27 protein-coding genes are annotated in these 25,260 nt (G+C 61.6%); 21 read left to right on the forward strand and 6 right to left on the reverse strand.

From position 1 onward, the window contains the following. The first annotated feature begins 7 nt into the window (after window positions 1-7). The gene (locus tag ACR0DO_RS12940; RefSeq protein WP_480559280.1) at window positions 8-1,111 is read left to right on the forward strand and encodes a mandelate racemase/muconate lactonizing enzyme family protein; all 1,104 of its coding nucleotides are present in this window, start codon (window positions 8-10) and stop codon (window positions 1,109-1,111) included. A 1-nt stretch (window position 1,112) separates the two neighbouring features. Then, a complete protein-coding gene (locus ACR0DO_RS12945; RefSeq protein ID WP_480559282.1) occupies window positions 1,113-2,390 on the forward strand; it encodes an aspartate aminotransferase family protein in 1,278 nt (425 codons plus the stop codon). Window positions 2,391-2,613: 223 nt separating this feature from the next. On the opposite strand, the gene hemC is transcribed toward ACR0DO_RS12945, so the two are convergent. Then, complete coding sequence (hemC, locus tag ACR0DO_RS12950; protein WP_480559284.1) at window positions 2,614-3,573, reverse strand: hydroxymethylbilane synthase; 960 nt, start codon at window positions 3,571-3,573, stop codon at window positions 2,614-2,616. Window positions 3,574-3,681: 108 nt separating this feature from the next. Here hemC and hemE point away from each other — a divergent pair, with 108 nt between their 5' ends. Next, window positions 3,682-4,716, forward strand: a complete 1,035-nt coding sequence (hemE, locus tag ACR0DO_RS12955; RefSeq protein ID WP_480559286.1) for a uroporphyrinogen decarboxylase — start codon at window positions 3,682-3,684, stop codon at window positions 4,714-4,716. Window positions 4,717-4,776: 60 nt separating this feature from the next. On the opposite strand, the gene ACR0DO_RS12960 is transcribed toward hemE, so the two are convergent. Then, complete coding sequence (locus ACR0DO_RS12960; protein WP_480559288.1) at window positions 4,777-5,886, reverse strand: CaiB/BaiF CoA transferase family protein; 1,110 nt, start codon at window positions 5,884-5,886, stop codon at window positions 4,777-4,779. Window positions 5,887-6,040: 154 nt separating this feature from the next. On the opposite strand from ACR0DO_RS12960, the gene ACR0DO_RS12965 reads away from it, so the two are divergent. The 7 genes from ACR0DO_RS12965 (at window position 6,041) to uvrC (ending at window position 12,736) form a co-directional block, all read left to right on the forward strand. Next, window positions 6,041-6,970 (forward strand): ABC transporter ATP-binding protein, encoded by a 930-nt coding sequence (locus ACR0DO_RS12965; protein ID WP_170673685.1) that lies wholly within the window; start codon window positions 6,041-6,043, stop codon window positions 6,968-6,970. Continuing rightward, window positions 6,967-7,728 (forward strand): ABC transporter permease, encoded by a 762-nt coding sequence (locus ACR0DO_RS12970; RefSeq protein WP_480559290.1) that lies wholly within the window; start codon window positions 6,967-6,969, stop codon window positions 7,726-7,728. Before ACR0DO_RS12965 ends, ACR0DO_RS12970 begins: the two co-directional genes overlap by 4 nt. Window positions 7,729-7,841: 113 nt before the next feature. Further along, the gene (locus ACR0DO_RS12975) at window positions 7,842-8,639 is read left to right on the forward strand and encodes a S49 family peptidase (protein WP_480559292.1); all 798 of its coding nucleotides are present in this window, start codon (window positions 7,842-7,844) and stop codon (window positions 8,637-8,639) included. Window position 8,640: 1 nt separating this feature from the next. Then, entirely contained in the window at window positions 8,641-8,811 is a 171-nt protein-coding gene (locus ACR0DO_RS12980; RefSeq protein ID WP_170446400.1) for a hypothetical protein, read from the forward strand. Then, on the forward strand, window positions 8,808-9,770 hold the full coding sequence (locus ACR0DO_RS12985) for a calcium/sodium antiporter (protein WP_480559294.1): 963 nt from the start codon (window positions 8,808-8,810) through the stop codon (window positions 9,768-9,770). The genes ACR0DO_RS12980 and ACR0DO_RS12985 overlap by 4 nt, the downstream gene beginning before the upstream one ends. 21 nt (window positions 9,771-9,791) lie before the next feature. Further along, complete coding sequence (locus ACR0DO_RS12990; protein ID WP_170673673.1) at window positions 9,792-10,571, forward strand: SDR family oxidoreductase; 780 nt, start codon at window positions 9,792-9,794, stop codon at window positions 10,569-10,571. 290 nt (window positions 10,572-10,861) lie between these two features. Then, the gene (uvrC, locus tag ACR0DO_RS12995; protein WP_480559297.1) at window positions 10,862-12,736 is read left to right on the forward strand and encodes an excinuclease ABC subunit UvrC; all 1,875 of its coding nucleotides are present in this window, start codon (window positions 10,862-10,864) and stop codon (window positions 12,734-12,736) included. Here the strand turns inward: uvrC and ACR0DO_RS13000 are convergent. Further along, window positions 12,733-13,617: a DMT family transporter gene (locus ACR0DO_RS13000; RefSeq protein ID WP_480559299.1), complete on the reverse strand. Its 885-nt coding sequence runs from the start codon at window positions 13,615-13,617 to the stop codon at window positions 12,733-12,735. The two genes, uvrC and ACR0DO_RS13000, sit on opposite strands and share 4 nt — an antisense overlap. 183 nt (window positions 13,618-13,800) lie before the next feature. Between ACR0DO_RS13000 and pgsA the strand changes: the two genes are divergently transcribed. The 4 genes from pgsA (at window position 13,801) to ACR0DO_RS13020 (ending at window position 15,943) form a co-directional block, all read left to right on the forward strand. Further along, entirely contained in the window at window positions 13,801-14,469 is a 669-nt protein-coding gene (gene pgsA / locus ACR0DO_RS13005; protein WP_170327279.1) for a CDP-diacylglycerol--glycerol-3-phosphate 3-phosphatidyltransferase, read from the forward strand. A 3-nt stretch (window positions 14,470-14,472) separates the two neighbouring features. Beyond that, a complete protein-coding gene (moaD, locus tag ACR0DO_RS13010; protein WP_480559301.1) occupies window positions 14,473-14,718 on the forward strand; it encodes a molybdopterin converting factor subunit 1 in 246 nt (81 codons plus the stop codon). 1 nt (window position 14,719) lies between these two features. Then, a complete protein-coding gene (locus ACR0DO_RS13015) occupies window positions 14,720-15,163 on the forward strand; it encodes a molybdopterin synthase catalytic subunit (protein WP_170446388.1) in 444 nt (147 codons plus the stop codon). A gap of 66 nt (window positions 15,164-15,229) precedes the next feature. Next, window positions 15,230-15,943 (forward strand): hypothetical protein, encoded by a 714-nt coding sequence (locus tag ACR0DO_RS13020; protein WP_480559303.1) that lies wholly within the window; start codon window positions 15,230-15,232, stop codon window positions 15,941-15,943. Here ACR0DO_RS13020 and ACR0DO_RS13025 read toward each other — a convergent pair. From ACR0DO_RS13025 to ubiA, 3 genes are all read right to left on the reverse strand, one after another. After that, the gene (locus ACR0DO_RS13025) at window positions 15,940-16,260 is read right to left on the reverse strand and encodes a hypothetical protein (protein ID WP_170446384.1); all 321 of its coding nucleotides are present in this window, start codon (window positions 16,258-16,260) and stop codon (window positions 15,940-15,942) included. The two genes, ACR0DO_RS13020 and ACR0DO_RS13025, sit on opposite strands and share 4 nt — an antisense overlap. Window position 16,261: 1 nt before the next feature. After that, a complete protein-coding gene (locus ACR0DO_RS13030) occupies window positions 16,262-18,178 on the reverse strand; it encodes an OmpA family protein (protein ID WP_480559305.1) in 1,917 nt (638 codons plus the stop codon). Between the two features lie 64 nt (window positions 18,179-18,242). Then, complete coding sequence (ubiA, locus tag ACR0DO_RS13035; protein ID WP_480559307.1) at window positions 18,243-19,205, reverse strand: 4-hydroxybenzoate octaprenyltransferase; 963 nt, start codon at window positions 19,203-19,205, stop codon at window positions 18,243-18,245. A gap of 12 nt (window positions 19,206-19,217) precedes the next feature. On the opposite strand from ubiA, the gene ACR0DO_RS13040 reads away from it, so the two are divergent. The 7 genes from ACR0DO_RS13040 to ACR0DO_RS13070 all read left to right on the forward strand — a co-directional run bounded on the left by ACR0DO_RS13040 (window position 19,218) and on the right by ACR0DO_RS13070 (window position 25,251). Beyond that, window positions 19,218-19,943 (forward strand): 16S rRNA (uracil(1498)-N(3))-methyltransferase, encoded by a 726-nt coding sequence (locus ACR0DO_RS13040; RefSeq protein ID WP_480559309.1) that lies wholly within the window; start codon window positions 19,218-19,220, stop codon window positions 19,941-19,943. Continuing rightward, entirely contained in the window at window positions 19,940-20,788 is an 849-nt protein-coding gene (locus tag ACR0DO_RS13045) for a GNAT family N-acetyltransferase (protein ID WP_480559311.1), read from the forward strand. The genes ACR0DO_RS13040 and ACR0DO_RS13045 overlap by 4 nt, the downstream gene beginning before the upstream one ends. Then, the gene (locus ACR0DO_RS13050) at window positions 20,785-21,312 is read left to right on the forward strand and encodes a hypothetical protein (RefSeq protein WP_480559313.1); all 528 of its coding nucleotides are present in this window, start codon (window positions 20,785-20,787) and stop codon (window positions 21,310-21,312) included. The genes ACR0DO_RS13045 and ACR0DO_RS13050 overlap by 4 nt, the downstream gene beginning before the upstream one ends. Window positions 21,313-21,377: 65 nt before the next feature. Continuing rightward, window positions 21,378-22,748, forward strand: a complete 1,371-nt coding sequence (locus tag ACR0DO_RS13055; RefSeq protein ID WP_480559315.1) for a glutamate--cysteine ligase — start codon at window positions 21,378-21,380, stop codon at window positions 22,746-22,748. Between the two features lie 70 nt (window positions 22,749-22,818). Further along, window positions 22,819-23,892 (forward strand): phenylalanine--tRNA ligase subunit alpha, encoded by a 1,074-nt coding sequence (pheS, locus tag ACR0DO_RS13060; protein WP_480559317.1) that lies wholly within the window; start codon window positions 22,819-22,821, stop codon window positions 23,890-23,892. Then, entirely contained in the window at window positions 23,893-24,189 is a 297-nt protein-coding gene (locus ACR0DO_RS13065) for a hypothetical protein (RefSeq protein ID WP_170673642.1), read from the forward strand. It abuts the gene before it with no gap. A gap of 294 nt (window positions 24,190-24,483) precedes the next feature. Continuing rightward, the gene (locus tag ACR0DO_RS13070) at window positions 24,484-25,251 is read left to right on the forward strand and encodes a CE1 family esterase (protein WP_480559319.1); all 768 of its coding nucleotides are present in this window, start codon (window positions 24,484-24,486) and stop codon (window positions 25,249-25,251) included. The last annotated feature ends 9 nt before the right edge of the window (window positions 25,252-25,260 follow it).

Raw genomic sequence — 25,260 nt, forward strand, 5'->3', positions numbered from 1 at the left:
GGGTCTAATGAAGATCAACAAGATAACGCTTTGGTCCGTCGACCTGACCAGCCATGAAACCTATCACATGGCCGAGGGCAAAACCTGCGGTACCGTGACCTCTCATATCCTCTGTCTTGAAACGGATACCGGTCTGATGGGATGGGGCGAGGTCTGCCCGATCCCGCATTACCTGCCTGCCTATGCGGGGGGTGTGCCGAGTGCGATCAGGGAAATGGGGCCGGAGATCCTGGGCATCTCCCCGTTTGGAGCCGATGCGCCGATGCGCAAACTGGACGGATTTCTGCAGGGGCACCGCTATGCAAAGTCGATGGCCGATATCGCCCTGTGGGACCTGTTCGGGCGGGCCACCGGCCAGCCGGTCTATGCGTTGCTGGGCGGCCGGACGCGCAGGGACATGCCGCTTTACCACTCGATCACCTGTATCTCGCCGGACGAGATGGCCCGCATCGCCCAAACCGCTTACCAGACGGGTATTCGGCAGTTTCAGGTCAAGCTGGGCGTGGAAGGCGACTGGCAGGCCGATGCCGAACGCCTGATCAAAGTGCGCGAGGCCGTGGGGCGGGGGCCGCTGGTCTATGGCGACTGGAACTGTGGCGCGTCACGCCTGCAGGCCACGCGGACAGGACGGGCTGTGGCACATCTGGACGTGATGCTGGAACAGCCCTGCAAAACGCTCGAAGATTGTGCAGCCGTAAGGCAGGCCACCGGCTTGCCAATGAAGATCGACGAGAACGCCCATGATCTGGCCTCGCTGCTGCGCGCGCATGAGCTGGGCTGCATGGATGCCGTCGCGCTGAAACTGTCCAAATTCGGCGGGCTGTCGGCGATGCGTCGGGCGCGGGACCTGACCGTGCATCTGGGGGCCGAGATTTGCGCCGAATGCACCTGGGGTTCGGATATTGTCACCGCTGCCTCGCTGCACTTTGCGGCCTCGACCCCGCACGGATCGCTGATGAATACCTGCGACCTGTCCTCTTATGTGGCCCCGCGCCTTTGCCCGGACGCACCAAACCGTGAAGAGGGCTGGATTGCCCCGCCCGACGGTCCGGGCTTAGGTGTAACCCCTGACCCCGAAATCCTTGGTTCCCCGATATTGGAGATCGTGTGAGATGCTGAAGATCAACACCCAATCCGAATGGATCGCCCGCGCGAACGAGGTTCTGCCCGCCGGGGGATTTGGCAATTTCGACCCCGGTATCATCATCGCCCGCAGCCAAGGCAGCCGGGTCTGGGATGAGGATGGCAATGAATATATCGACTATCTGATTGGCTCTGGCCCCATGCTGTTGGGCCATGGCCACCCCGAGGTGATGGAGGCCGTGCTGGAACAATTGCCCAAGGGCATGACCTTCTTTGCCAACAATTCCAAAGGTATCGAATTGGCTGAAGCCATCGTCGCGGCGGTGCCTTGTTGCGAACAGGTCCGGTTTGTCGCCTCGGGTGGTGAGGCGGATATGTATGCCATCCGCCTAGCCCGCGCTTATACCGGGCGCGACAAGATCCTGAAATTCGAAGGCGGTTATCACGGCATGAGCGCCGAGGCGCAGATGAGCCTCGCCCCCAGCCGCCGGGTCAATTTCCCTCAGGCGGTGGCGGACAGTGCGGGTATTCCCGACAGCGTGGCCGAACAGATGCTGATCGCGCCCTACAACGACCTTGAGGCCGTCGCGGCCCTGCTGGATGAACATGACGACATCGCCGCGATCATGGTCGAACCGCTGCAGCGGATCATCCCGCCGCTGCCCGGATACCTGCAGGGTCTGCGTGATCTGTGTGACAAGCACAACGTCCTGCTGATTTTTGATGAGATAGTCACCGGATTCCGACTGGCTTATGGCGGTGCGCAGGAAAGATACGGGGTGACGCCCGATATCTGTACGCTGGGCAAGATTATCGGCGGCGGCTTCCCTCTGGCCGCGCTGGGCGCCAGCGCCGAGATCATGCAGCATTTCGACAAGGCCAAGGTCGGCGAGGAGGGCTGGCTGATGCAGTTGGGCACCCTGTCAGGCAACCCGGTGGCTTCGGTCGCAGGGCTGAAGACAATGGAGGTTCTGCGGCGTGAGGGTGTCTATGACCAACTCCGCGCGACCGGAGCGGCGTTGCAGCAGATGCAGGGGGCGGCGCTGACCAAGGCCGGTATTGCGCATCAGATCGTCGGGGATGAGACGCTGTTTGACATCTATTTCACCGATGCCGCTTGCCGCGATTATCGCAGCGCCAATCATGACGACCCCAGCCGCAATGCGCTTTACAACGATACGTTGCGTGCGCATGGGGTATTCAAATCTCCGGGCAAGCTCTACCCGTCGCTGGCGGTGACCGAGGGTGATCTGGAACAGACCCGGTCGGCCGTCGATCACGCCGTGCGGGCGATCAGTGCGGTCTGAGGTGCTGTAACGGAATAAAGTGGGCCGCTGTCATAATGTGACAGCGGCCCTTACCAATCGGATATCAAGGTTGGTCTCGCCCCCTCGAATACCACTTAATCAAGTTAACTGAACAAAAACTTTCGACTTATTCGAGACCGATCCAACATCGCAACCGGTATGGTTCATTTATGCCCGATCCGGATGTTGGTTACAGTGAAGTTGTTCACATTGAATAAGTTTTTCAGCCTCTCCAGTCGAAAAAACCCGGCCCTGCCTGTTTCAGAAGGGTCTCAGCCATGACGCGGCCCATCTCGGCGCCGTCGGCAATTGCGCCGGTGATGTCCTCGGATATCGCCTCGGACCCGTCGGGGCGCAGCACTTCGCCGCGCAGGCGCAGCTGGCCGCCCTGTATCTCGGCCAACCCGGCAATGGGCGTTTCACAAGAGCCATCCAGCGCCGCCAGCAAAGCGCGTTCCGCAGCAAGACGCTGACCGGTTTCGGCGTGGTGGATCGCCTCGAGCATACCCGCAGCACGGGAATCGTCGCTGCGGCGTTCGATGCCGATCGTACCCTGCGCGATGGCGGGCAGCATGTCCTCGGGCGCGATTGCCGTGGCCGGGACGTCCTCCATATTCAGGCGGCGGATGCCGGCCATGGCCAGAAACGTGCAGTCCGCCACGCCGTCGGCCAATTTCTTCAGGCGGGTCTGCACGTTGCCACGAAACTCGACCACATTCAGATCAGGCCGCCGGTTCAGCAATTGCGCCCGGCGGCGCAGCGATGAGGTGCCGACCACGGCCCCCTGCGGCAGGTCATGGATCGAGCTCAGGCTGGGTGAGATGAACGCGTCGCGCACATCCTCGCGGGGCAGGAACGTATCCAGCACCAGACCTTCGGGCTGCTCCACCGGCATGTCCTTGGTAGAGTGCACCGCAATGTCGATACCGCCGTTCAGCATCGCCTCTTCGATTTCCTTGGTGAACAGGCCCTTGTTGCCGATTTCTTTCAGCGGGCGGTCCGCGTCGATCATGGCGCGGTTGTCGCCGGTGGTTTTGATCACCACAATCTCGAACGCCTCTTCGGGCAGGTCGAATGCCGTTCCCAGCCGTTGCCGGGTTTCATAGGCTTGTGCCAGCGCCAGGGGCGAACCACGGGTGCCGATCTTGAGCGGTGAGTCGGGGGAGGGCAGGGTCAGTGTCATGCGCACAGCTTTAGTCGCGTCACATTGCCCTGACAATGGGGGCATGGCTTGACAAATTGCCGCCGAAGGAAGACCCGTTGCGGCAAACCAGATGATTGGGGGCAAAAGATGGCCGAGACAAAGAAACTGCTGCGGGCGCTGGCGGGCGAGGTACAGGATGTGCCGCCGATCTGGATGATGCGTCAGGCCGGGCGGTATCTGCCGGAATATCGGGCGACGCGGGCGCAGGCGGGGGATTTCCTGTCGCTGTGCTACAACCCGGAACTGGCCGCCGAAGTGACCCTGCAGCCGATCCGCCGCTATGGGTTCGATGCGGCGATTCTGTTTGCCGACATTCTGCTGGTGCCGCAGGCGCTGGGCGCGGATCTGTGGTTCGTCACCGGAGAAGGCCCGCGCCTGTCGACGATCACGCAGCAATCGGAATTCGACGCGCTGAAACCGGTTGAAGCCATCCACGAGACCCTGTCGCCGGTCTATGAAACAGTCCGCATCCTGTCGCGGGAATTGCCGTCCGAGACGACCCTGATCGGGTTTGCGGGTGCGCCTTGGACGGTTGCGACCTATATGATCGCCGGGCGTGGCACACCGGATCAAGGCCCGGCCCACGCGCTGCGCGAGGAAAACACTGCTTTGTTCGAAGCGCTGCTGGAGCGGATCACGCTGGCCACCATCGAGTACCTCTCGGCGCAGATCGAAGCCGGGGCCGAGGTGGTCAAGATCTTCGACAGCTGGGCCGGGTCGCTGAAAGGTGAAGCATTCCGGAAATACGCGGTCGAGCCTTGCCGCGTGATCACGCAGGCCATCAAGGCGCGCCACCCCGGTATCCCGGTGATCGGCTTCCCGCGTGAGGCGGGTGACGGCTATATCGGGTTTGCCAAGGCGACCGGTGTGGATTGTGTGGCGCTGGACAACTCGGTGTCGCCGGAATGGGCGGCCGAGCATGTGCAGGTTGACGGCTGTGTACAGGGCAACCTGGCCTCGTCGCATATGGTGACCGGTGGGCAGGCCCTGGTGGATGAGACGCGGCGGATTGTCGAGGCGTTCTCGAAGGGGCCGCATATCTTCAACCTTGGTCATGGAATCACGCCGGATGCGAATCCGGAAAACGTGCAGTTGATGATCGACACGGTGCGCGGGCGGTAAACAAGGGAAGGGGGCCAGCCCCCTTCTTGGCCTGCGGCCAATTCATCCCCCGGGATATTTTTAGACAGATGAAGAGCCGGATGCCTTTTGTGCGTCGAGTTCATCCAGAATGTCGTGACGGTGTTCTCCGCGGGCGGGGCTGGTTTTGGGGTGCCATTCGGATGTCGAGAATCTGGGTGCGGCGGCGGCTTGTAGGGTGCCATCTGCCGTGCGCCACGTCTGGCGGGCGGCGTTCATCGGGTGGGCGTGTGCTTCGATGGGACTAAGGACCGGCGCGACGCAGGCATCGGTACCGTGGAAAAGATCCGCCCAGTGGTCGCGCGGTTTGCTGGCGAAGATGTCAGACAGGCGTTGGGTGAGGGCGGGCCATGTCGCGGGATCGAATTGCGATTGGAAGCCGGGGTCGTCCGACAGGCCCATTTTCTGCAGAAACTGCGCGTAGAACTTGCGTTCGAGGCATTGGACCGTCACAAAGCCGCCGTCGGAACAGGTATAGGTGCGGCTCCAATGGGGGCCGTCCAGCAGGCTTTGACCGCGGGTTTCCGACAGGTTTCCGGATTGGTTCAGGCTCATGAGCAGGTTCATCATATGCGCCGAACCATCGTAGATGGCGGCATCGACCACGGTGCCTTGGCCCGTTCTCTGCGCGTTCAGCAGCCCGGCCAGAAGGCCCGCGACCAGATACATGGCGCCTCCGCCAATGTCGCCGACCAAAGTGGCCGGGGTTTGCGGGGGCTGGCTGGGTTGAGACGCGTACCAGAGCGCGCCGGACAGAGCGATGTAGTTCAGGTCATGCCCGGCTGTGTCCGAAAGGGGGCCGTTCTGGCCCCAGCCGGTCATCCGCCCGTAGACCAGCCTTGGGTTCATTTGGTGGCAGGGCTCCGGCCCGAGGCCGAGTTTTTCCATCACACCGGGGCGGAAGCCTTCAATCAGAGCATCGGCCGAGGAGATCAGGCGTTTGGCGATCTCCAGATCGCGTGCGTCTTTCAGGTCCAGATCAATGGACCTTTTGCCACGATCCAGCACCGAGTGTTCGGGCATTCCCGGCGTTGCAGCCTGTCCCTTGCGGTGGATGGTGATCACGTCGGCGCCCATATCCGCAAGCCACATGGCGGCAAAAGGGGCAGGGCCCAGCCCCTCAATCTCAATGATCCGAATACCGTTCAGCATGGTCCCCCCTTCGATTATCCGCAGGGTTCCGGGATCGCCGGTAAATTGCAAGGCCAGAGGTCAAACCCGCAAAAAAGCGCAGGGCCTTGTGCGAAATTGGCCTGTTCTGCGCCGGTGGGCCGGGGTAGGGTCGCCGCCAGAACAGGGAACTTGCATGACGACCATTCTTTCGATCAAAGATCTGCGCAAATCCTATGCCGACGGGTTTGAGGCGCTGAAAGGCATTTCTCTGGACATCGAGCAGGGGGAGATTCTGGCGCTGCTTGGCCCGAACGGAGCGGGCAAGACGACGCTGATCTCGACCATCTGCGGGATCACCACGCCGACCTCGGGTTCGGTGACGGTGGGTGGCCATGACATCCAGGCCGACTTCCGCGCCGCGCGTCGTATGATCGGTCTGGTGCCGCAGGAGATTGCGCTGGAGCCGTTCGAAAAGGTGTGGAACACGGTGCGCTTGTCGCGCGGGCTGTTCGGGCTGGGCCGTGACAATGCTATGATCGAGGATGTTCTGCGCAAGCTGTCCCTGTGGGACAAGCGCAAGAACGCGATCAAGGAACTGTCGGGTGGCATGAAGCGCCGGGTGCTGATCGCCAAGGCACTTGCGCACGAGCCGCGCGTGCTGTTTCTGGACGAGCCCACCGCTGGGGTCGATGTCGAATTGCGCAAGGATATGTGGGAGATCGTGGCCGAGCTGAAACGGGCTGGCGTCACCATCATCCTGACCACCCACTATATCGAAGAAGCGGAGGCCATCGCCGACCGCGTCGGTGTCATCGACAAGGGTGAACTGCTGCTGGTGCAGGACAAGGACACGCTGATGGCGCAGATGGGCAAGAAACAGCTTGAGGTGATGCTGGCCGACCCGATCCAGGCCATCCCGGACAGTCTGGCGGCGCATAATCTGGCGCTGAATGGCAATGGGGATGCGCTGGTCTATACCTATGACACCCACGCCGACCGCACCGGCATCACCACGTTGCTGAATGACGTGGCGCAGGCCGGACTGGTGTTGCGCGACGTGCAAACCCGCCAGTCGAGTCTGGAAGAGATATTCGTCAATCTGGTGTCCGGAGAGCCCGCATGAACTGGTCCGCCATCGCCGCCATCTACCGGTTCGAAATGGCCCGGTTCTTCCGCACATTGGCGCAGAGCTTTCTGTCTCCGGTCCTGTCGACCTCGCTGTATTTCGTAGTGTTCGGCACCGCCATCGGCAGCCGTATTCAAGAGGTCGAGGGGGTGTCCTATGGCGCCTTCATCGTGCCGGGGCTGATCATGCTGTCGGTGGTGATGCTGGCGATTTCCAACGCATCCTTCGGCATCTATTTCCCCAAGTTTTTGGGTACGATCTACGAACTGCTCTCGGCCCCGGTGAACTTTATCGAGATCGTGATCGGCTATGTCGGCGCGGCGGCGACCAAGGCGCTGTTTGTGGGGCTGGTGATCCTCGCAACAGCCTCATTTTTTGTGGATTTACGCATCGAACACCCGTTTGCAATGGCGGCGTTCCTGATCCTGACCTGCCTCAGTTTTTCGCTGCTGGGATTCATCATCGGTATCTGGGCCAGCAATTTCGAACAAATGTCACTGGTGCCGCAACTGGTGGTGACGCCGCTGATCTTTCTGGGCGGGACGTTTTACTCGATTTCGATGCTGCCACCGCTGTGGCAGACCATCACCCTGTTCAACCCGGTGGTCTATCTGATTTCGGGGTTTCGGTGGTCGTTCTACGGATTGGCGGATGTCCCGATCGGGTTCAGCCTGCTGGCCATTGTGGCGTTTACCGGCCTGTGTCTGGGCATTATCTGGTGGATCTTCAAAACTGGTTGGCGCATTCGCAGCTAGGTTGTATCGGGCGTTGCATTTTTGCCCACTGACCTTGGGAAATGTGTTCACGTCACAACTATCGGCCAAACGGTCCCTTGTTTACCGGTTGGGTGCACTCTACATCGGCATCCATGAAACTCAGCCTGCCGTTTCTTAAAAAGCAACCCTGCGTGGCCGTCGTGCGCCTGTCCGGAGCCATCGGGATGGCCGGGCGTGGGTCGATGTCCGACACCACGTTGGCCCCGGTGCTTGAGAAAGCCTTTCGCAAGGGCAAACCCGCCGCCGTCGCGCTTGAGGTCAACTCGCCCGGCGGTTCACCGGTGCAAAGCTCGTTGATCGGCGCGCGAATCCGGCGTCTGTCTGATGAACTGAATGTCCCCGTCATCGCGTTTGTCGAGGATGTGGCGGCCTCGGGCGGGTACTGGCTGGCAGCTGCGGCCGATGAGATTTATGCCGATGACAGTTCGGTATTGGGGTCGATCGGAGTGATTTCGTCAGGCTTTGGCGCCCATGTCCTGCTGAAGCGGCAGGGGATCGAGCGGCGCGTGCACACGGCGGGGCAGTCGAAATCCATGCTCGACCCGTTTGCGCCGGAAAAGAAAGAGGATGTCGAACGGCTGGAACGTCTGCTGGCCGATATCCACGAGAACTTCATCACCCATGTCAAAACCCGGCGCGGCGGCAAGCTGGACGAAAGCCAGGACCTGTTCACCGGGGAAATCTGGCTGGCGCGGCGGGCGCAGGAACTGGGCCTGATCGACGGCATCGCGCATCTGAAACCGAAGATGCAGGAACGTTTTGGCGACAAGGTCAAATTCCGCCGCTATGGGCTGCGCAAACCGATCTGGTCACGGTTCGGGGCGTCACTGGCGCAGGATGCCATCGCCGGGTTTGAGGAGCGTGCTGCTTACGCGCGTTTCGGTTTGTGACGTGATTATCAAGATTGTCACCCTTTTCCTGATCGCCATGGGCGTGCTGGCGATGTTCGGCAAGCTGCGCTTTCCGGGGCAGAAACGGCTGCAATCCTCAAGATGCCCGCGCTGCGGGCGGTTCAGGATCGGTAAAGGCCCGTGTGCCTGCGAAAAAGGAGGCCGTACATGACGGCATGGCTGTTATCCGGCCTTGGGTTGCTGATCCTGCTGCTGGCGGGTGACGCGCTGGTGCGCGGTGCGGTAAACCTGAGCCTGCGTCTGGGCGTGCCTGCGCTGATCGTCAGTCTGACAATCGTGGCCTTTGGCACCTCGGCGCCCGAGCTTTTGATCGCCATCAGCGCGATCAAGGAAAACGCGCCGGGGATCGCCCTGGGTAACGTGGTCGGGTCGAATACGGCGAATATCCTGCTGGTTCTGGGCGTTCCGGCCCTGCTGTCGACGCTGCACACCAGCGAATGCAACAGCCACAGGAACTATGTGTTCATGCTGATGGCCTCGGTCCTGTTCATCGGGCTGGCCTTCTGCGGCGTGTTCACCCTGTTCAGCGGGGCGATTCTGCTGACGGCATTGGGTCTGATCCTGTGGAACGCCTTTCGCGAGGCTTATGCGCACCGCAAAGCCTGCGGTCAGGCCTGCGCCGATGATGAGGATTTGGAAGGCCTGGAAGAGGCCGACCCCAACATGGCCTACTGGAAGATTTCGATCTATCTGGTGCTGGGCCTGATCGGCCTGCCGATGGGCGCGCATCTGCTGGTCGAATACGCCACGGTGATCGCCCGCACCTATGGCGTCAGCGAAACAGTGATCGGCCTGACGCTGATTGCGGTCGGAACCTCTTTGCCGGAACTGGCGACCACGGTAATGGCCGCGCTGCGGCGACAGGCCGATGTGGCGCTGGGCAATGTGATTGGGTCGAACATGTTCAACCTGCTGGCCATTGTCGGGATTGCCACGCTGGTCGGGCCGATTCCCGTTGACCCGGAGTTCCTGCGGTTCGACCTGTGGGTCATGCTGGGCGCTTCGCTGCTGTTGATCCCGTTCGTGTTTTTCAAGCAGGACATCACGCGCATCTGGGGCGTTGTGTTGACTCTGTTGTACGCGGTCTACGTCATCGTATTGCTGGCGTGAATTGACTGAGAGGGAACACCCATGACCCGAGCGTTAGTGACCGGTGCCGGAATTCGCCTTGGCCGGGCCATGGCGCTGTATCTGGCCCGCCGCGGCTATGACGTTGCCGTGCATTACGCCACCTCGGAACAGCCCGCGCAGGAGACCGTGACCGAAGTTCAGGCCCTGGGCCGCAAGGCAGTGGCGTTGCAGGCCGATCTGCTGGATGAGGCACAGGTCAGCGATCTGCTGCCCCGCGCGGCCGAGGCACTGGGCGGGCCGGTCACCTGTCTGGTCAACAACGCCTCGATCTTTGAATACGACAACATCAGCACCGCCACCCGGCAAAGCTGGGACCGGCATATGGACAGCAACCTGCGCGCGCCCTTCGTCTTGACGCAGGCCATGGCAGCACAAGGGCTGGCGCCCGGCACGGATGAGGCGGGCGAACCCGTCGCCACCGGGCTGATCGTCAACATGGTCGATATGCGGGTGCGCAAGCTGACGCCCGAGTTCATGTCCTACACCATCGCCAAGATGGGCCTGTGGGCACTGACCCGTACCGCCGCGCAGGCCTTGACCCCTGCGATCCGCGTCAACGCGATTGGTCCGGGACCGACGATTCAGGGGCACCGGCAATCCGAAGATCACTTCAAGGCACAGCGCGCCAACACGGTTCTGGAGCGTGGCGCGAACCCCTCGGATATCACTGCCGCGCTGGGGTATTTTCTGGATGCGCACGCGGTTACCGGCCAGCTTTTATGCGTGGATGGCGGGCAGCATCTGGGCTGGCAAACGCCGGATGTTCTGGGGGTAGAATAGGTAAATTTGCTGCAAGTTTTGCACTGCTCACGTTCGCGTTACCTGCCCGTTACAAAATTGTCTTTTTTTTCATATGCTTGTCTTGTGCACAAAATAAAATAGCCTAAAAACAACAGCTTAAAGATGTGCCTATTTTTTGTGCAACTCATTGAATCCATAAGTATACAAGGGAATTTCGCCATCCCCGGAAACTTATCTGCATAGTTATCCACAGAAACCGTGGATTTGTTTTCTCTTGATCTGGGGGCCTCAAGATTGCAGCCATTGTCAGGGAATCATATCTCAGGCCCATGACGACCCAGGACGAATCAAATCCGGACATTCAGCCCACCGGCTATGCCTGCATCCAGCGCTATGTGAAAACGCTGGACAGCTCGCCCGGTGTGTACCGGATGTTGGATGCGGACAGCCGGGTTCTGTATGTCGGCAAAGCACGGAATCTGCGGGCGCGGGTGTCGAACTATACGCGCCCTGGTCATTCCGGGCGGATCGAGAAAATGATCGCCTCGACCGCTTCGATGATGTTCCTGACCACGCGGACCGAGACCGAGGCGCTGCTGCTGGAGCAGAACCTGATCAAGCAGCTCAAGCCCAAGTACAACGTGCTGCTGCGTGACGATAAGAGCTTTCCGAATATTCTGGTCGCCAAGGATCATGCCTATCCGCAGATCAAGAAACATCGTGGCGCGAAGAAGGAAAAGGGGGCCTATTTCGGCCCCTTCGCCAGCGCCGGTGCCGTGAACCGGACCCTGAACCAGCTGCAGAAGGCGTTCTTGCTGCGCAACTGCTCGGATTCGATGTTCGATAGCCGCACACGGCCCTGTCTGCTCTATCAGATCAAACGTTGTTCGGGGCCGTGTGTCGGGCTGATCTCGGAAGAAGGTTACCGCGAAAGCGTCCGCGACGCCGAACGATTCCTGTCGGGCCGCTCGACCAAGGTGCAGGAGGATCTGGCCGAGCAGATGATGGCGGCGTCTGAGGCGATGGAGTTCGAACGCGCTGCCGGTCTGCGCGACCGTATCCGGGCGCTGACGCAGGTGCAGACCAGCCAGGGCATCAACCCGCGCGGCGTGGCCGAGGCGGATGTGATCGGCCTCTATATGGATAGCGGACAGGCCTGCGTTCAGGTGTTCTTTATCCGGGCCAACCAGAACTGGGGGAACAAGGATTTCTATCCTCGGGTTGGGGCGGATGTGTCCCCGGCCGAGGTGATGGAGGCCTTTCTGGGCCAGTTCTACGACAACAAGGAACCGCCGCGGCAGTTGATCCTGTCGGATGGGATCGAAAACGCCGATCTGATGCAAGAGGCTCTGTCCGAGAAGGCAGGCCGCAAGGTCGAAATCCTCGTGCCCCAGCGCGGCGAGAAACAGGAGCTGGTCGCCGGAGCCCTGCGCAATGCGCGTGAGTCTCTGGCCCGCCGCATGTCGGAAAGCGCCACGCAGGCCAAGCTGCTGCGCGGTGTGGCCGAGGCATTTGATCTGGATGCGCCTCCGGGCCGCATTGAGGTCTACGACAACTCTCACATTCAGGGCACCAATGCGGTGGGCGGCATGATCGTGGCGGGCCCCGAAGGCTTCATGAAAAACGCCTACCGCAAGTTCAACATCCGCGGCGACGACCTGACCCCCGGTGACGATTTCGGCATGATGAAAGAGGTCCTGACCCGCCGTTTCACCCGCCTGCAAAAGGAAGACCCCGACCGCGAAAAAGGCCACTGGCCCGACCTTCTGCTGATCGACGGCGGTGCCGGGCAGGTGAGCGCCGTGCATGAGATCATGGTCGAACACGGCGTCGAAGACATCCCTATGGTCGGTGTCGCCAAAGGCGTCGATCGTGATCACGGCAAGGAAGAGTTCCACCGCATCGGTCAGCGCCCCTTTGCGCTGAAACGCAACGATCCCGTGCTGTATTTCATCCAGCGTCTGCGGGACGAGGCGCACCGGTTCGCCATTGGCACCCACCGCGCCAAACGGGCCAAGGCCGTGGGCGCGACGCCATTGGATGAAATCCCCGGTGTGGGCGCGGCGCGCAAACGTGCCCTGCTGGCCCATTTCGGCAGCGCCAAAGCGGTCAGTCGCGCCAATCTGGCCGACTTGAAAGCGGTGGATGGGATTTCAGCCGGGTTGGCGCAGAAGGTCTATGACTTCTTCCACGACAAGGGCTAGGCCTGTCGCCCGCGCCATAGGATATACAGTCCCGAGGCCACGATCAGCGCGCTGCCGATCCACATGGTCTGGTCCAGCTGCTCGCCAAACATGACCACGCCCAGACCGACACCAAACAACAGCCGCGAATAGCGGAAGGGCGTGACGGCCGAGACCTCACCGGTCCGCATGGCTTTCATCAGCGCCGCGTACGCCGCCGTGCCCATCAGGATCGCGCCGCCCACATGCAGGTTTGTGTGCAGGTCCAGCGGGGCCATCGGTGTGCCCTCCCAGAACCGATAGGCCAGCCCGGCAACAACGATGCAGAGGAAGCCGTAGAACCCCAGCACCTCGGTCCCCAGTGTTGCGGGCGCGGCGCGGCTGGCCAGGTCGCGCCCGGCAAAGCCCAGCATCCCCAGCACCGCAAGGATGGATAGGGCCGAGAAACTGTCTCCGGTCGGTTGGACAATGATCACCACGCCGATCAGGCCGATCAGAATGGCGCTCCAGCGGCGCCAGCCGACGGCCTCGCCAAAGAACAGCGCCGCGCCTGCGACCACGACCAGAGGCGTGGCCTGCAGGATCACGGTTGCCGCAGACAAGGGCGTCAGCGTGATCGCCAGCACATAGAACAGCCGCCCCAGAATCTCGAACAGCACCCGCACCTTCATCGGGCGGGACAGCACATCCCTGTGAAACAGATTCGTACCCCGCAACACGGCCACCGCCGCAAAGATCACCGTTCCACCGGCGCCGAACAGAATCAGAATCTGCCAGATCGGCAACGCGGCAGAGGCGCCTTTCAACAGCGCGTCCTCCAGCGCGAACAGCGCCATTCCGGTAATCATCCATGCACCGCCGATCAGGTTGGATCGGGGGTCGGTTTGAATATGTGCGGTCATGACGTTTTGGTGCTCCTGAGCCGCCCGCCAATCTGACCGCAAAGACGCCTCGCGCCAAGCAGTATCTGACTGAGAGTTCCCGGTTGCGACCCCTTGCCTTTTGGCCCTGCAACCGCCTGTGATCGGGTCAGTTTTTTGCCGCTCCGTCTTTCCTGTCCCGGACCGGCGATGTAGGGTCGGTGCATGAAGTGGAACCTGCCCAATATCCTGACCGTGCTGCGCCTGCTGGCCGCCCCCGGTCTGGCCGTGATGTTTCTGTATTTCACCCGCCCCTATGCCGACTGGTTCGCGCTGATCCTGTTCCTGACAGCAGCGATCACCGACTGGTTCGACGGCTATCTGGCCCGCGCCTGGAAACAGGAAACCAAGATTGGCGCGATGATGGACCCGATCGCCGACAAGGCGATGGTGGTGATCGCGCTGATGATCCTTGTGGGCTATTCGACCGAGCATTGGACGCCGTGGCTGGTGCTGCCCGCCACCGTGATTCTGTTCCGCGAGGTTTTCGTCTCGGGCCTGCGTGAATATCTGGGCGATACGGCGGGAACGCTGAAGGTGACCAAACTGGCCAAGTGGAAGACGACCGCGCAGATGGTTGCCATCGCGGTTCTGTTCTCGCAGGGGATCTTCGAGCATAATTTTGTCATGGCCACCTTTGGGATGGACCCTACGGTCATTGATCAGGTTCTGACCGGGCAGGTCGAGGACCTGAACCACATCCGCTGGCACCTGGAAGGGATGTTCTGGTCGGGCCGCATCGGCTTGTGGCTGCTGTGGATTGCCGCCACGCTGACATTGATCACCGGCTATGACTACCTACGTAAAGCCATGCCCCATCTGAAGGAGAGCTAACCGATGGACGTGCTATATTTCGCCTGGGTGCGCGAACGCATCGGCCTGCCGAAGGAAAAGGTCGAAACACAGGCCGCGACGGTCAATGATCTGGTGGCAGAGCTTAGCGCGCGCGAAGACCGCTATGCCGCGGCATTTGCCGATCTGTCCGCCCTGCGGGTGGCGCTGGATCAGGAGCTTTCGGATTTTGACGCCTCGTTGTCCGGTGTGCGCGAGGTTGCGTTCTTCCCGCCGATGACCGGTGGCTGAGATGCGTATCGCTGTTCAGGAAGAAGCGTTTGATCTGGGGGCCGAAGCCAACGCATTCGCGGCAGGCAACGCGGCCAACGGGGCGATCGTGACCTTCACCGGCGTCGTGCGCGATCTGGCCTCGGGTGATCTGGATGTGATGGAGATCGAGCATTACCCCGGCATGACGGAACGCGCGCTGACCAAGATCGCCGAAGAGGCGCAATCACGCTGGTCGTTGGGGGACGTGCTGGTGATCCACCGCCACGGGAGGCTGGCCCCGGGGGATCGGATCATGATGGTGGCCACGGCTGCACCGCATCGCAAGGACGCGTTCGAGGCGGCGGAATATCTGATGGACTACCTGAAATCCCGCGCGCCGTTCTGGAAGAAGGAAATCACCAAATCCGGTGAGGAATGGGTGGCCGCCAAGGACGAGGACGAAGACGCGCTGACCCGGTGGTGAAGGCTGGGATACTCCATTGCAGCTTCTCCAAAACTACGTATCGTGTAGCTTTTGGAGAGATCATTGATGACATTTTATGCCCCCGAGAACCGTTTGGTTCTGGCGTGTTTCGAAGCGAGCCGCGCATGGTTTTCTGACGAAATAACCTTGCAGAAAGCGATCAGTTCGAAGTCCGAAACAGGCAACGGCGATTTCGCACAATTCCTAAAAGTCTGGCAACTCAGGCGGAATGCCAAAGCGTGTCCGGAGAGTCGGCGACAACTTCTAAAGCGGCTCGGTTTTATTGCTGAAAACTATGCAGATCGAGAAGCGATCAAGCGGCCTGGGTTCCAAGCAGAAATTGACAGTTTGCGAATTACCGAGTCGCAACCGGACGGCCTTACTTACGGCAGACCTGTTTCGATGGTCTCGAAATTCCTGTTCTGCAAAAACCCTTGGGAGTTCTCACCCTATGATCAATACACGCGTCGCGCGTTGAATTCCTTGGGAGCCAGTATAACCGTGGCCAACTATGCTGCATTTGTGGATGCTTTTGACCGGTTCCATGAGTTTGTTCAAAAAGACATGAGCAAAAAAGAACTCGAGTATGAAGCTTTCAAATTTGGCACCAAGAAATTTGAGAGCAACGAGTTGTTCACCCGCAGGGTGGCAGACAAGTACCTCATGCTACTGGGCGGGTTCGGTGATGGCCGAATGGTCAACGACATAAACGAGGTCAAAGGCGAGTTTCCAAGAAAGACGCTGGCAGACCACGGGCACGTACTCGAGCCGCGGTCTTAGTCCGCGTTGTTGATGCGGCCGCGCAGTTCCTCGGCCTCTTGCCGGGCGGCGCGCAGGCCGTCCATGGCGGCAGCCAGTTCGGCCTCGGTCTGGGTCAGTTGATTGGTCAGTTCGGCCTCGCGTTGTTGCAGGTAGGTGATCGCCTGATCGCGGGTTTCCTCGGCCTCGTGCAATTCCTGACTCATGCGGTCCAGGTCGGCCACGTCGCTTTGGCGCACGCGCGACAGGCGATGCGCCAGCCAGTTGGCGAACCAGCCCATGCAGAACGCCGCGAACAGGATGATGGCGGTGGCGATGATGAATTCGATTCTGTTCACTTTACTGGTCCCCTGCATCCGCGTCTGAGGCGGGTGTGTCCGTCTGTTCGGCCTCGATCGATTCTGCCTCGATCGCGTCCAGTCCGGTTTCGGTGTTTTCCACCGGCTCGGGCCGTATCAGGCGGAACTCGATCCTGCGGTTTTCCTCGCGGCCTTCTTCGGTGTCGTTGTCGGCAATCGGTTGCGATTCCCCATAGCCCACGGCGGTAAAGCTGGCGGTGGGCACGCGGCGCCCGCGCAGCTCGTTCAGGATGGATTGTGCCCGCGCCTGGCTGAGCTGCTGGTTCATCTCTTCGCGGCCCTGACTGTCGGTGTGGCCCTGAATCTCCAACCGGATCGGTCCGCATTCGCGCAGGATGTCGGCAATCTGGTTCACCGTATTGCGCGAGTCGGCGGCGACGGTGGCCGAGCCGGGCTCGAACGCGATCTTGGTGTTGGCTTGAACCTCGGCGATGCGCTCTTCGCAGACCTCGGGGTCGGGCAGCTTGTCGGCGGGTTCGGGCGGTTCTTGATAGGTGATGGACAGGGTGAATTCCTGCGCGTCGCCGAGTTTCTCGGACAACAGACCGGCGATCTGTGCCTTCGTTTCGGGGTCATGGCTGATTCCGGTCAGGACCAGATCATCCGGCGTGACCGTCAAAGCGCCGTTATGCAGTTGGGCCAGCGCCTCAAGCCCGGTCAGAATCCGCACCGGCCAGCCCATCGGCAGGCCATCGGGCGCGATGCGGGTCGCGATGTGAACCTGTTCCGAGCCAAAGGCGGCGCGGGCATAGCTGTCGACCATGTCGCGCTGGGTCTCGTCGCCCAGACGCCCGCGCATCTGCACCAGCCCTTCGGGGCTGCGCGTGGCATTGAATTCGGGGGGGCCTTCTTCGCCCTCGGTTTCGGGGGGCGGCAGGATGGCGTGCAGGGCAAAGACCGGGGGCAGGGCGTTCTCCAGCTCACCCACGACACGGTCGAATGTCCCGGTTTCGGTGCCTTCTGCCGCGGCCAGCGTGATATCCGCGTCCGACATGGTTACCGAGCCGCCGCCCAGTTCAGCCAGCGCGTTGATGCTCAGCGCGGCGGCCTCGGACCAGCGGGGTGACGGCACGCCCAGCCCGATAGTGCAGCTATAGGGGCCGGTCATGCCCGCCTCCTGCGCGGCGGCGACGATCGCTTCGCGCGCTTTCTCGTCCTGTGCCGAGCAGGCATCGAACTGACCGCCATCCTCGTCGATCAGAAAGCGCAGAGTAAAAGGCGTGATCACCGGGCGCGGGGCCGAGATCGACAGGCCGATCCGCAGGCTTGGCGGCGCGGCGCGGGTCAGGTCCTGTTCCAGCTTTTCCTTTTCCTGCTGGCTGTCGGCAATCGCGGTGATCTTGACCAGCCCGGGGCTGGCCGAGATTTTGGCGCGCGGCAGGCGTGTCAACGCGTCAACGGCATAGGTGATTGCGGCGTCCCAGCCTTTGGGCTTGGGGTAGTCGGCGGTTTCCATCAGATCGGAAACAGGGGCGCCACCGCCCAGATCGCTCAGCCGTTCCATCAGCGCCTCGCGGTTTTCGCTGGCCGGGATCAGGCCGATCACCGAGATGCCGCTGTCATTGCGCAGAATCTCGGCCGAGAACCGGGGCGCGGCCAGTTCGGTTGTCGGGGCCACCTGCATCTCGTCGATCACGCGCGAGGTGTCGACCTCGGTGCCCGCTGCGGTCAGCGCGTTGAAGCGGGTCGCCTCATCGGTGGCGGTTCCCGTCAGCACGACGCGCAAGCCGTCGGAATGCACCTCGGCCCAGTCATGCCCTTTCAGGTCCAGCGCCCGGCGCACGGCAAATTCGGATGTTTCTTCGACCTTGGTCACCGCAAAGCTGGCGGCCAGCAGGCACAGGCCCGCCGATACGAGGAAGATAAGGGCAACGGCTAAGAAATAGGGCAAACGCATGTGCGGGTTATCGACTCCTCAAGCGATTGAGCGAACTCTTACAGAGGCGCGCGGGCAGGTGCAATCAGAGCAGCAGCGCGACGCAGAGGAAGATCAGCGGAATAAGGCCTGTGTCGCGGTTGGCGCGAAACAGTTGCAGCAGTTTCGCGTTGTCCTCGATATCCAGCCCGCGCAATTGCCACGCCATATGCCAGCCCATTGCCCACGGCCCGCCCAAGGCAACGGCCAGAGCCAGCACCGAGGCCTGCGCCAGTACCCCGTCGATGATGGCCAGCCCCATCAGGAAAACCGTGGCCACAAGGAAGTACTTCAGCCAGCGTGCGGTATCGGTGCCAAACAGCCGAGCAGTGGACTTGATGCCGATCAGTTCGTCGTCCTCGGCGTCCTGATGCGCATAGATCGTGTCATAGAATAGCGTCCATGCGATCCCAGCCAGATAGAGCGTGATGGCAGGCACGCCCACCGTGCCGGTATGCGCCGCCCAAGCCAGCAGGATGCCCCAGTTGAAGGCCAGCCCCAGAAACACCTGCGGCCACCATGTGAATCGCTTGGCATAGGGGTAGATCGTCACCGGCAACAGCGACAGCACGCCCATGGCGATGGCGGCCTGATTGAAGCTCAGCAGAATTCCCAGCGCCAGCAGGCATTGCAGGCCCATCCAGATCACCGCCTGACGCACACTGACCTGACCCGACGGGATCGGACGCGACCGCGTGCGCTCCACCTGTCCGTCGAACTTGCGGTCGGTGATGTCGTTCCACGTACAGCCCGCACCGCGCATCAGGAAGGCTCCGATGGCGCAGCCGACGGCGATCCACAGGTCCTCCCACCGCGGGCTCCCGTCGCTGAGTATCGCTAGGGCCAGACCCCACCAGCAGGGAATCAGCAGCAGCCACGTGCCGATGGGCCGGTCCGCACGGGAAAGGCGCAGGTAGGGGCGGGCGAAAGCGGGCGCGTGTGTGTCGACCCAGTTGCCACTGACCGCATCTGCGACCTGACCGTCTGGTGTTGGGGCGTTGCCTTGCATATGTAACGTCTCATGAGTGCAAAGATCAGACTGTATGTAGAGCACCCTCTGGGTCAGGGGCAATCGGTAGATTTGACGCGCGAGCAGGCCCATTACCTGTTCGGCGTCATGCGTCTGGCCGTGGGCGGGCAGGTGGCCCTGTTCAACGGCAAGGACGGAGAGTGGTTGGCCGAAGTGGCCGAGGCCGGAAAGCGTGGCGGTGTTCTGCACTGTGTGGAACAGACCAAACCCCTGCAGCTGCCGCCCGACCTGTGGTTCCTGTTTGCCCCTATCAAAAAGGCGCGCACCGATTTCATCGTTGAAAAAGCGGCGGAAATGGGCGCAGCGCGGATCATGCCGGTGCAGACCGAGTTCACCAATTCAGAACGCATCCGGCAGGACCGCCTGCAAGCCCACGCCGTTGAGGCGGCCGAGCAATGCGGCGGCACCTTCGTGCCCGAAGTCACCGATCTGCAGCGGCTGGACCGGGTGCTGGACGTGTGGCCCGAAGATCGCCAGCTGATGTTCTGCAACGAAGCTGAGGTTGGCTCGGCCCTGCGTCTGGCAGCAAACGAAAAGGGTCTGCCCTGGGCGATTCTGATCGGCCCCGAGGGCGGATTCTCGGACCGTGAGCGCGCGCGGCTGACGGCGCTGCCTTATGCGCATGTGGTCAGTCTTGGCCCGCGTATCCTGCGGGCAGATACGGCGGCGGTGGCATCGCTGACCATGTGGCAACAGGCGCTGGGGGATTGGTCTTGAATTGGCGTCTGGCGACGGATGCGGATGTGCCAAGGATCGATATGTTCCTGTCGCAGCACATCCAGACCTCGATGTTCCCTTTGGCCAATCTGCGCGATTTCGGCCTGCGTGGCGATGATCCGCGATCAGTAAACATCTGGGTGCTGGGCGATGGCCCGCGCGCTGTTTTCGCCATCACCAACGAAGGCATGGTTTTGGTGCAATGTCCCGATTGCTCGGATGCCGAGCTCGCCGCGGCAATTGCCCTGGTCCGGGGTCAGAAACTGTTCGGCGTGGCATCCGAGGCCACACAGGCCCGCCGGATCATGCAACTGGCTGGCTGGGAAGACAGACCCGCCACCCTGAACAGTGACGAGCCCGGCTTTACCCTGCAATTGGACGACCTTGTCCTGCCGGACACTACTGGCGCGACCTTGGTGCCGTTGGGCGATGTTGATCGTTCCGTGCCCGAAGCCTGGCGCGAAAGCTATCTGGTCGAAGCAATGGACTTCGCCGCCAACTGGGCGCATGTCCAGTCAAAGTTGGATATTGCGAACTACGTTGATCGCGATACGCACCGGGTTCTGCTGGTCGATGATCAGCCCGTTGCGATGACCGGGTTCAACGCCCGCCTGCCCGAAGTTGTTCAGATCGGAGGGGTCTATACCCCGCCCAACCTGCGCGGGCGCGGCTATGCCCGGCTGGCGGTCGCGCTGCATCTGGTTGAGGCGCGCACCGCCGGGGCGTCCCGCGCGGTTCTGTTCGCGGCTTCCGATTCTGCCGTGCGAGCCTATATGGGTATTGGATTCAAACCTGCGGGGCAGTTCTCGCTGATCCTGTTCACAAACCCCGAGGACCCGGCATGAGTTTCATCCGACCCGAAGCCAAACTGACTCTGTGGCGCTGGCGCGAGGTGCTGGTGGCCGGGCTTGTGCTGCTGGTCGGCCTCAGCTGGATCAGCGGCCCTGGTGGATTGCTGGGATGGTTGGGCTGGGTGCTGGTGGTCGTTTCGGTGGCGTTGGCCGTGATCGGCGTTCAGCGGGCCCGCTTCCGCACCGGTGTCGGCGGCCCCGGCGTGGTGACCATCGACGAAGGTCAGATCACCTATCTCGGTCCGCTGGATGGCGGTATGGTCGCCACGCGGGAAATCGAACGTCTGGCGCTGGACCCGACCGCTTCGCCTGCGCATTGGGTATTGGAACAACCGGGCCAACCGTTGCTTCACATTCCTGTGAATGCCGAAGGGGCCGAAGCTTTGTTCGATGTCTTCTCGGCCCTGCCGGGGCTGAAAACCGAACAGATGCTGGCGGAACTGAACGGTGGCGCGGCCCATCCGGTGGTGATCTGGGAACGGACGCCCTCCCGTCCTGCCCACCTTAGGCTGCATTGACACTGGCGCGGTTTGCCCCCACGACTGACCAACTAAACAGACACATAAGGATCGGAGCGCGATTCATGTCCATCCCCCAATCCGGCGGCGGGCCGATCGAACGCCATGAGCAACTGGCCGAATACCTGGAATCGGGCTGTAAGCCCAAGCAGGATTGGCGTATCGGAACCGAGCATGAGAAGTTCGGCTATTGCAAAGACACCCTGAAACCGCTGCCGTTTGAAGGAACGCGATCCATTGTGGCCGTTCTGGAAGGCTTGCGTGACCGCCACGGCTGGGCCGAAGTGCGCGAAGGTGACAAGCTGATCGGTCTGGAAAAGGACGGCGCCAATGTCAGCCTTGAACCGGGCGGCGCGCTGGAACTGTCAGGTGCTCCGCTGGAGACGATCCACGAGACCTGCGACGAGGTGAACACCCACCTGCGCGAGGTGAAGGATATCGCCGACGAGATTGGCGTGGGTTTCATCGGTCTGGGCGCGGCCCCGATCTGGACCCATGACGAGATGCCGTTGATGCCCAAGGGCCGCTATCGGCTGATGAACGACTACATGGAGGAGGTCGGCACCATGGGCCGCGCCATGATGCGGCGCACCTGCACCGTTCAGGTCAATATCGACTTCGGGTCCGAGGCCGACATGGTGCAGAAACTGCGCGTGGCACTGGCCCTACAGCCGGTCGCGACGGCGCTGTTTGCGAACTCGCCGTTCTTCGAAGGCAAGGTCAACGGCCAGAAAAGCTGGCGCAGCTACATCTGGCGGCATCTGGACGACGCGCGCACGGGGATGCTGCCGTTCGTGTTCGAAGAAGGGTTCGGGTTCGAGCGCTACGTGCAATACGCGCTCGATGTGCCGATGTATTTCGTCTATCGCGACGGACAGTATGTCGACGCGCTAGGCATGTCCTTCCGTGATTTCCTGCAGGGCAAACTGCCCGCGCTGCCGGGCGAAACGCCGACCCTGTCCGACTGGGCCGACCACCTGACCACCGCCTTCCCCGAAGCGCGGATCAAGAAATTCATGGAGATGCGCGGTGCCGATGGCGGTCCGTGGCGTCGCCTGTGCGCGCTGCCTGCCTTCTGGGTTGGCCTGACTTACGATCAGGGCGCGCTGGACGCAGCGTGGGATCTGGTCAAGGGCTGGGATGCGGAAACGCGCGAGGCACTGCGTGTTGAGGCCGCCAAAGATGGCCTGCAGGCGCAGGTCGGCAATATCAACATGCACGATCTGGCGCGTGAGGTCGTGGCGATCTCTGAGGCTGGTCTGAAGTCCCGCGCCTTCCCCGGTGCCGGTGGTCTGGTGCCGGACGAGACGCATTTCCTGAACGCGCTGAAGGACAGTCTTGAGACCGGCAAGGTTCCCGCCGATGAGTTGCTGGAACACTACAACGGCGACTGGAACGGCGACCTGACCCGGATTTTCCCCGAATACAGCTATTGACCCGCCCGGTCCCGCTTGCATTCGCGAGGCTGGCCCGATAGCAGGTTGGCGACCAAATTCAGAGGGCGTCATGGACGATCTTAAGGCAAAATATCTGGGCCAAATCGCCGAAGCCGGCGACGAAAACGCGCTTGAGGCGATCCGCGTCGCCGCCGTAGGCAAAAAAGGCGAGGTCGCGCTGAAGATGCGCGAGCTGGGCAAAATGACGCCCGAGGAACGCCAGGTCGCAGGCCCCGCGCTGAACGCCCTGAAGGATGAGATCAACTCGGCGCTGTCCGCCAAAAAGTCCGCGCTGGCCGATGCCGCGCTGGATGAGCGTCTGCGCACCGAATGGCTGGACGTCACCCTGCCGACCCGCGCGCGCCGTCAGGGCTCGATCCACCCGATCAGCCAGGCTACCGAGGAACTGACCGCGATTTTTGCAGAACTGGGCTTCTCGGTGGCCGAAGGGCCGCGGATCGAGGACGACTGGTATAACTTTGACGCCCTGAACATCCCCGGCCACCACCCCGCGCGGGCCGAGATGGACACGTTCTACATGCACCGCGCCGAGGGTGACGACCGCCCGCCGCATGTGCTGCGGACGCATACCTCGCCGGTGCAGATCCGCTCAATGGAGAAACAGGGCGCGCCGATCCGCGTCATCTGTCCGGGCGGTGTCTACCGCGCTGACTATGACCAGACCCACACGCCGATGTTCCATCAGGTCGAAGGGCTGGCCATCGACAAGGATATCTCGATGGCGAACCTGAAATGGGTTCTGGAAGAGTTCGTGAAGGCTTTCTTCGAGGTCGACGACGTCGAACTGCGCTTCCGCGCCTCGCACTTCCCCTTCACCGAGCCGTCGGCCGAGGTCGATATCCGTTGTTCCTGGGACAACGGTCAGCTGAAGATCGGCGAGGGCGATGACTGGATGGAGATTCTGGGCTCGGGCATGGTCCACCCCAAGGTGATCGCCGCCGGTGGCATCGACCCCGAGGTCTATCAGGGCTTTGCCTTTGGCATCGGCATCGACCGTCTGGCGATGCTGAAATACGGCATTCCTGATTTGCGGGCTTTCTTTGATTCTGACCTGCGGTGGTTGCGGCACTATGGATTTGCCGCGCTGGATATGCCGAATCTGCATGGTGGTTTGAGCCGTTAAGTGTATCTGCTCGGCGTATATTTCTCGAAATACTACGACTGGTGCTACGCCTTCTCTGGGCGTAACCGCAGGTGGGTTGGTGCGGGCCTACTATTTGCTTGGTTTATTGTTTTTTGTTTGCTGGCCAGCGTGTTGCCGGGATGGATGAGTGTTTTGATCCTGTTTGCGATGTCTCCGTTTCAGGGGCTCTTTATGCTGGCGCATCATCGGGTCTGGGAGAAACGTGACCAAGTTGAAAGCGATCGACGCAATCAGCTTTGGAGGACCAAGAAACTCATCGGTCGGTTCAAAAAATAACTGCGGAGCAAAGGCCGATAGGCCGCCTCGCTATCGGTCGTTCATTGCGGCGCCATTGGTTCGAGCCCAATGGACGACACCGCCCGGACGGGCCGGCGATTTGTCTCCGCAAGCGCAACGCTCGAACAGTACACGGATTTGGCAGGCATAAAGTGCTCAGCACAGCTGGCAGATCGCCACCCCGCGGTCTGGCGATATCGCGGCTTATTACATCGCCCCACGGGGATGTGACGTGACAGAGGGCGTTGGGGCAGTAGGCTCGGGCCTATGATATGCCGACTGATTTTCATTCTGATGCTGATGGCCTCACCCGCGCTGGCCGCCCCGAGTTGCCACGGCGATACCGCCTGCCCGTTGGGCGACCGTTCCTATCACGTGCTGGAACCTGATGGCTGGGACGGGCAAACACCTCTGCCGGTGTTGCTGCATTTCCATGGCTGGTCGCGGCAGGGCACCGTTGTGGTGAACCATGAACGTATCGCCGGGGCAACGAAACTGCGCGGTGTGTTGCTGGTGGCTCCGAACGGGCTGGGCAAAAGCTGGAACTTCTGGGCGGCGGATACCGGTGATGTGCCTTTTGCCGACCGGGTGCTGGAGGATGTCGCCAAACGCTATCCGGTAGACAAGGACCGCATCTATGTCTCGGGCTATTCCTTTGGCGGCGCGATGGCGTGGCGCTATGTCTGTCAGTCGGGCAATGATACGGCGGCGCTGCTGGCCGTTGCGGGCAGCATCCGCCAGACGGAAGCCTGCCCCGAAGCCCCGCGAGAGGTGCGCCATGTGCATGGGCTGGACGACACCGTGATGGATTTCCCCTTTGGGCCGGGTGGCGACACGACCCATCCGGTGGCGCTGTGGCGCGAGAAATACAGCTGCAACGGCGCCACCCCGCGCGGGGATTGGAGCGTGAAGCCGTTCCTGACGCTCAGCCGTGTGGAATGGACCGATTGCGCGCAGGGGCAGGTGGTGCTGGATACCCATCCCGGCGGGCATTTCATCCCTCATGGCTGGATCGGCTGGCAATTGGACGAGCTTTTGGGCCGCACCCCCACCTATCCGTGACGCGCAGCG

Source organism: Ruegeria sp. AM9 (assembly GCF_056540565.1).

What these genes read in the sequence shown, in the direction of transcription:
- ACR0DO_RS12940 (WP_480559280.1), top strand. Translation starts at nt 8, where the DNA reads ATGAAGATCAACAAGATAACGCTTTGGTCCGTCGACCTGACCAGCCAT.
- ACR0DO_RS12945 (WP_480559282.1), top strand. Translation starts at nt 1,113, where the DNA reads ATGCTGAAGATCAACACCCAATCCGAATGGATCGCCCGCGCGAACGAG.
- hemC (WP_480559284.1), bottom strand. Translation starts at nt 3,573, where the DNA reads ATGACACTGACCCTGCCCTCCCCCGACTCACCGCTCAAGATCGGCACC.
- hemE (WP_480559286.1), top strand. Translation starts at nt 3,682, where the DNA reads ATGGCCGAGACAAAGAAACTGCTGCGGGCGCTGGCGGGCGAGGTACAG.
- ACR0DO_RS12960 (WP_480559288.1), bottom strand. Translation starts at nt 5,886, where the DNA reads ATGCTGAACGGTATTCGGATCATTGAGATTGAGGGGCTGGGCCCTGCC.
- ACR0DO_RS12965 (WP_170673685.1), top strand. Translation starts at nt 6,041, where the DNA reads ATGACGACCATTCTTTCGATCAAAGATCTGCGCAAATCCTATGCCGAC.
- ACR0DO_RS12970 (WP_480559290.1), top strand. Translation starts at nt 6,967, where the DNA reads ATGAACTGGTCCGCCATCGCCGCCATCTACCGGTTCGAAATGGCCCGG.
- ACR0DO_RS12975 (WP_480559292.1), top strand. Translation starts at nt 7,842, where the DNA reads ATGAAACTCAGCCTGCCGTTTCTTAAAAAGCAACCCTGCGTGGCCGTC.
- ACR0DO_RS12985 (WP_480559294.1), top strand. Translation starts at nt 8,808, where the DNA reads ATGACGGCATGGCTGTTATCCGGCCTTGGGTTGCTGATCCTGCTGCTG.
- ACR0DO_RS12990 (WP_170673673.1), top strand. Translation starts at nt 9,792, where the DNA reads ATGACCCGAGCGTTAGTGACCGGTGCCGGAATTCGCCTTGGCCGGGCC.
- uvrC (WP_480559297.1), top strand. Translation starts at nt 10,862, where the DNA reads ATGACGACCCAGGACGAATCAAATCCGGACATTCAGCCCACCGGCTAT.
- ACR0DO_RS13000 (WP_480559299.1), bottom strand. Translation starts at nt 13,617, where the DNA reads ATGACCGCACATATTCAAACCGACCCCCGATCCAACCTGATCGGCGGT.
- pgsA (WP_170327279.1), top strand. Translation starts at nt 13,801, where the DNA reads ATGAAGTGGAACCTGCCCAATATCCTGACCGTGCTGCGCCTGCTGGCC.
- moaD (WP_480559301.1), top strand. Translation starts at nt 14,473, where the DNA reads ATGGACGTGCTATATTTCGCCTGGGTGCGCGAACGCATCGGCCTGCCG.
- ACR0DO_RS13015 (WP_170446388.1), top strand. Translation starts at nt 14,720, where the DNA reads ATGCGTATCGCTGTTCAGGAAGAAGCGTTTGATCTGGGGGCCGAAGCC.
- ACR0DO_RS13020 (WP_480559303.1), top strand. Translation starts at nt 15,230, where the DNA reads ATGACATTTTATGCCCCCGAGAACCGTTTGGTTCTGGCGTGTTTCGAA.
- ACR0DO_RS13030 (WP_480559305.1), bottom strand. Translation starts at nt 18,178, where the DNA reads ATGCGTTTGCCCTATTTCTTAGCCGTTGCCCTTATCTTCCTCGTATCG.
- ubiA (WP_480559307.1), bottom strand. Translation starts at nt 19,205, where the DNA reads ATGCAAGGCAACGCCCCAACACCAGACGGTCAGGTCGCAGATGCGGTC.
- ACR0DO_RS13040 (WP_480559309.1), top strand. Translation starts at nt 19,218, where the DNA reads ATGAGTGCAAAGATCAGACTGTATGTAGAGCACCCTCTGGGTCAGGGG.
- ACR0DO_RS13050 (WP_480559313.1), top strand. Translation starts at nt 20,785, where the DNA reads ATGAGTTTCATCCGACCCGAAGCCAAACTGACTCTGTGGCGCTGGCGC.
- ACR0DO_RS13055 (WP_480559315.1), top strand. Translation starts at nt 21,378, where the DNA reads ATGTCCATCCCCCAATCCGGCGGCGGGCCGATCGAACGCCATGAGCAA.
- pheS (WP_480559317.1), top strand. Translation starts at nt 22,819, where the DNA reads ATGGACGATCTTAAGGCAAAATATCTGGGCCAAATCGCCGAAGCCGGC.
- ACR0DO_RS13070 (WP_480559319.1), top strand. Translation starts at nt 24,484, where the DNA reads ATGCTGATGGCCTCACCCGCGCTGGCCGCCCCGAGTTGCCACGGCGAT.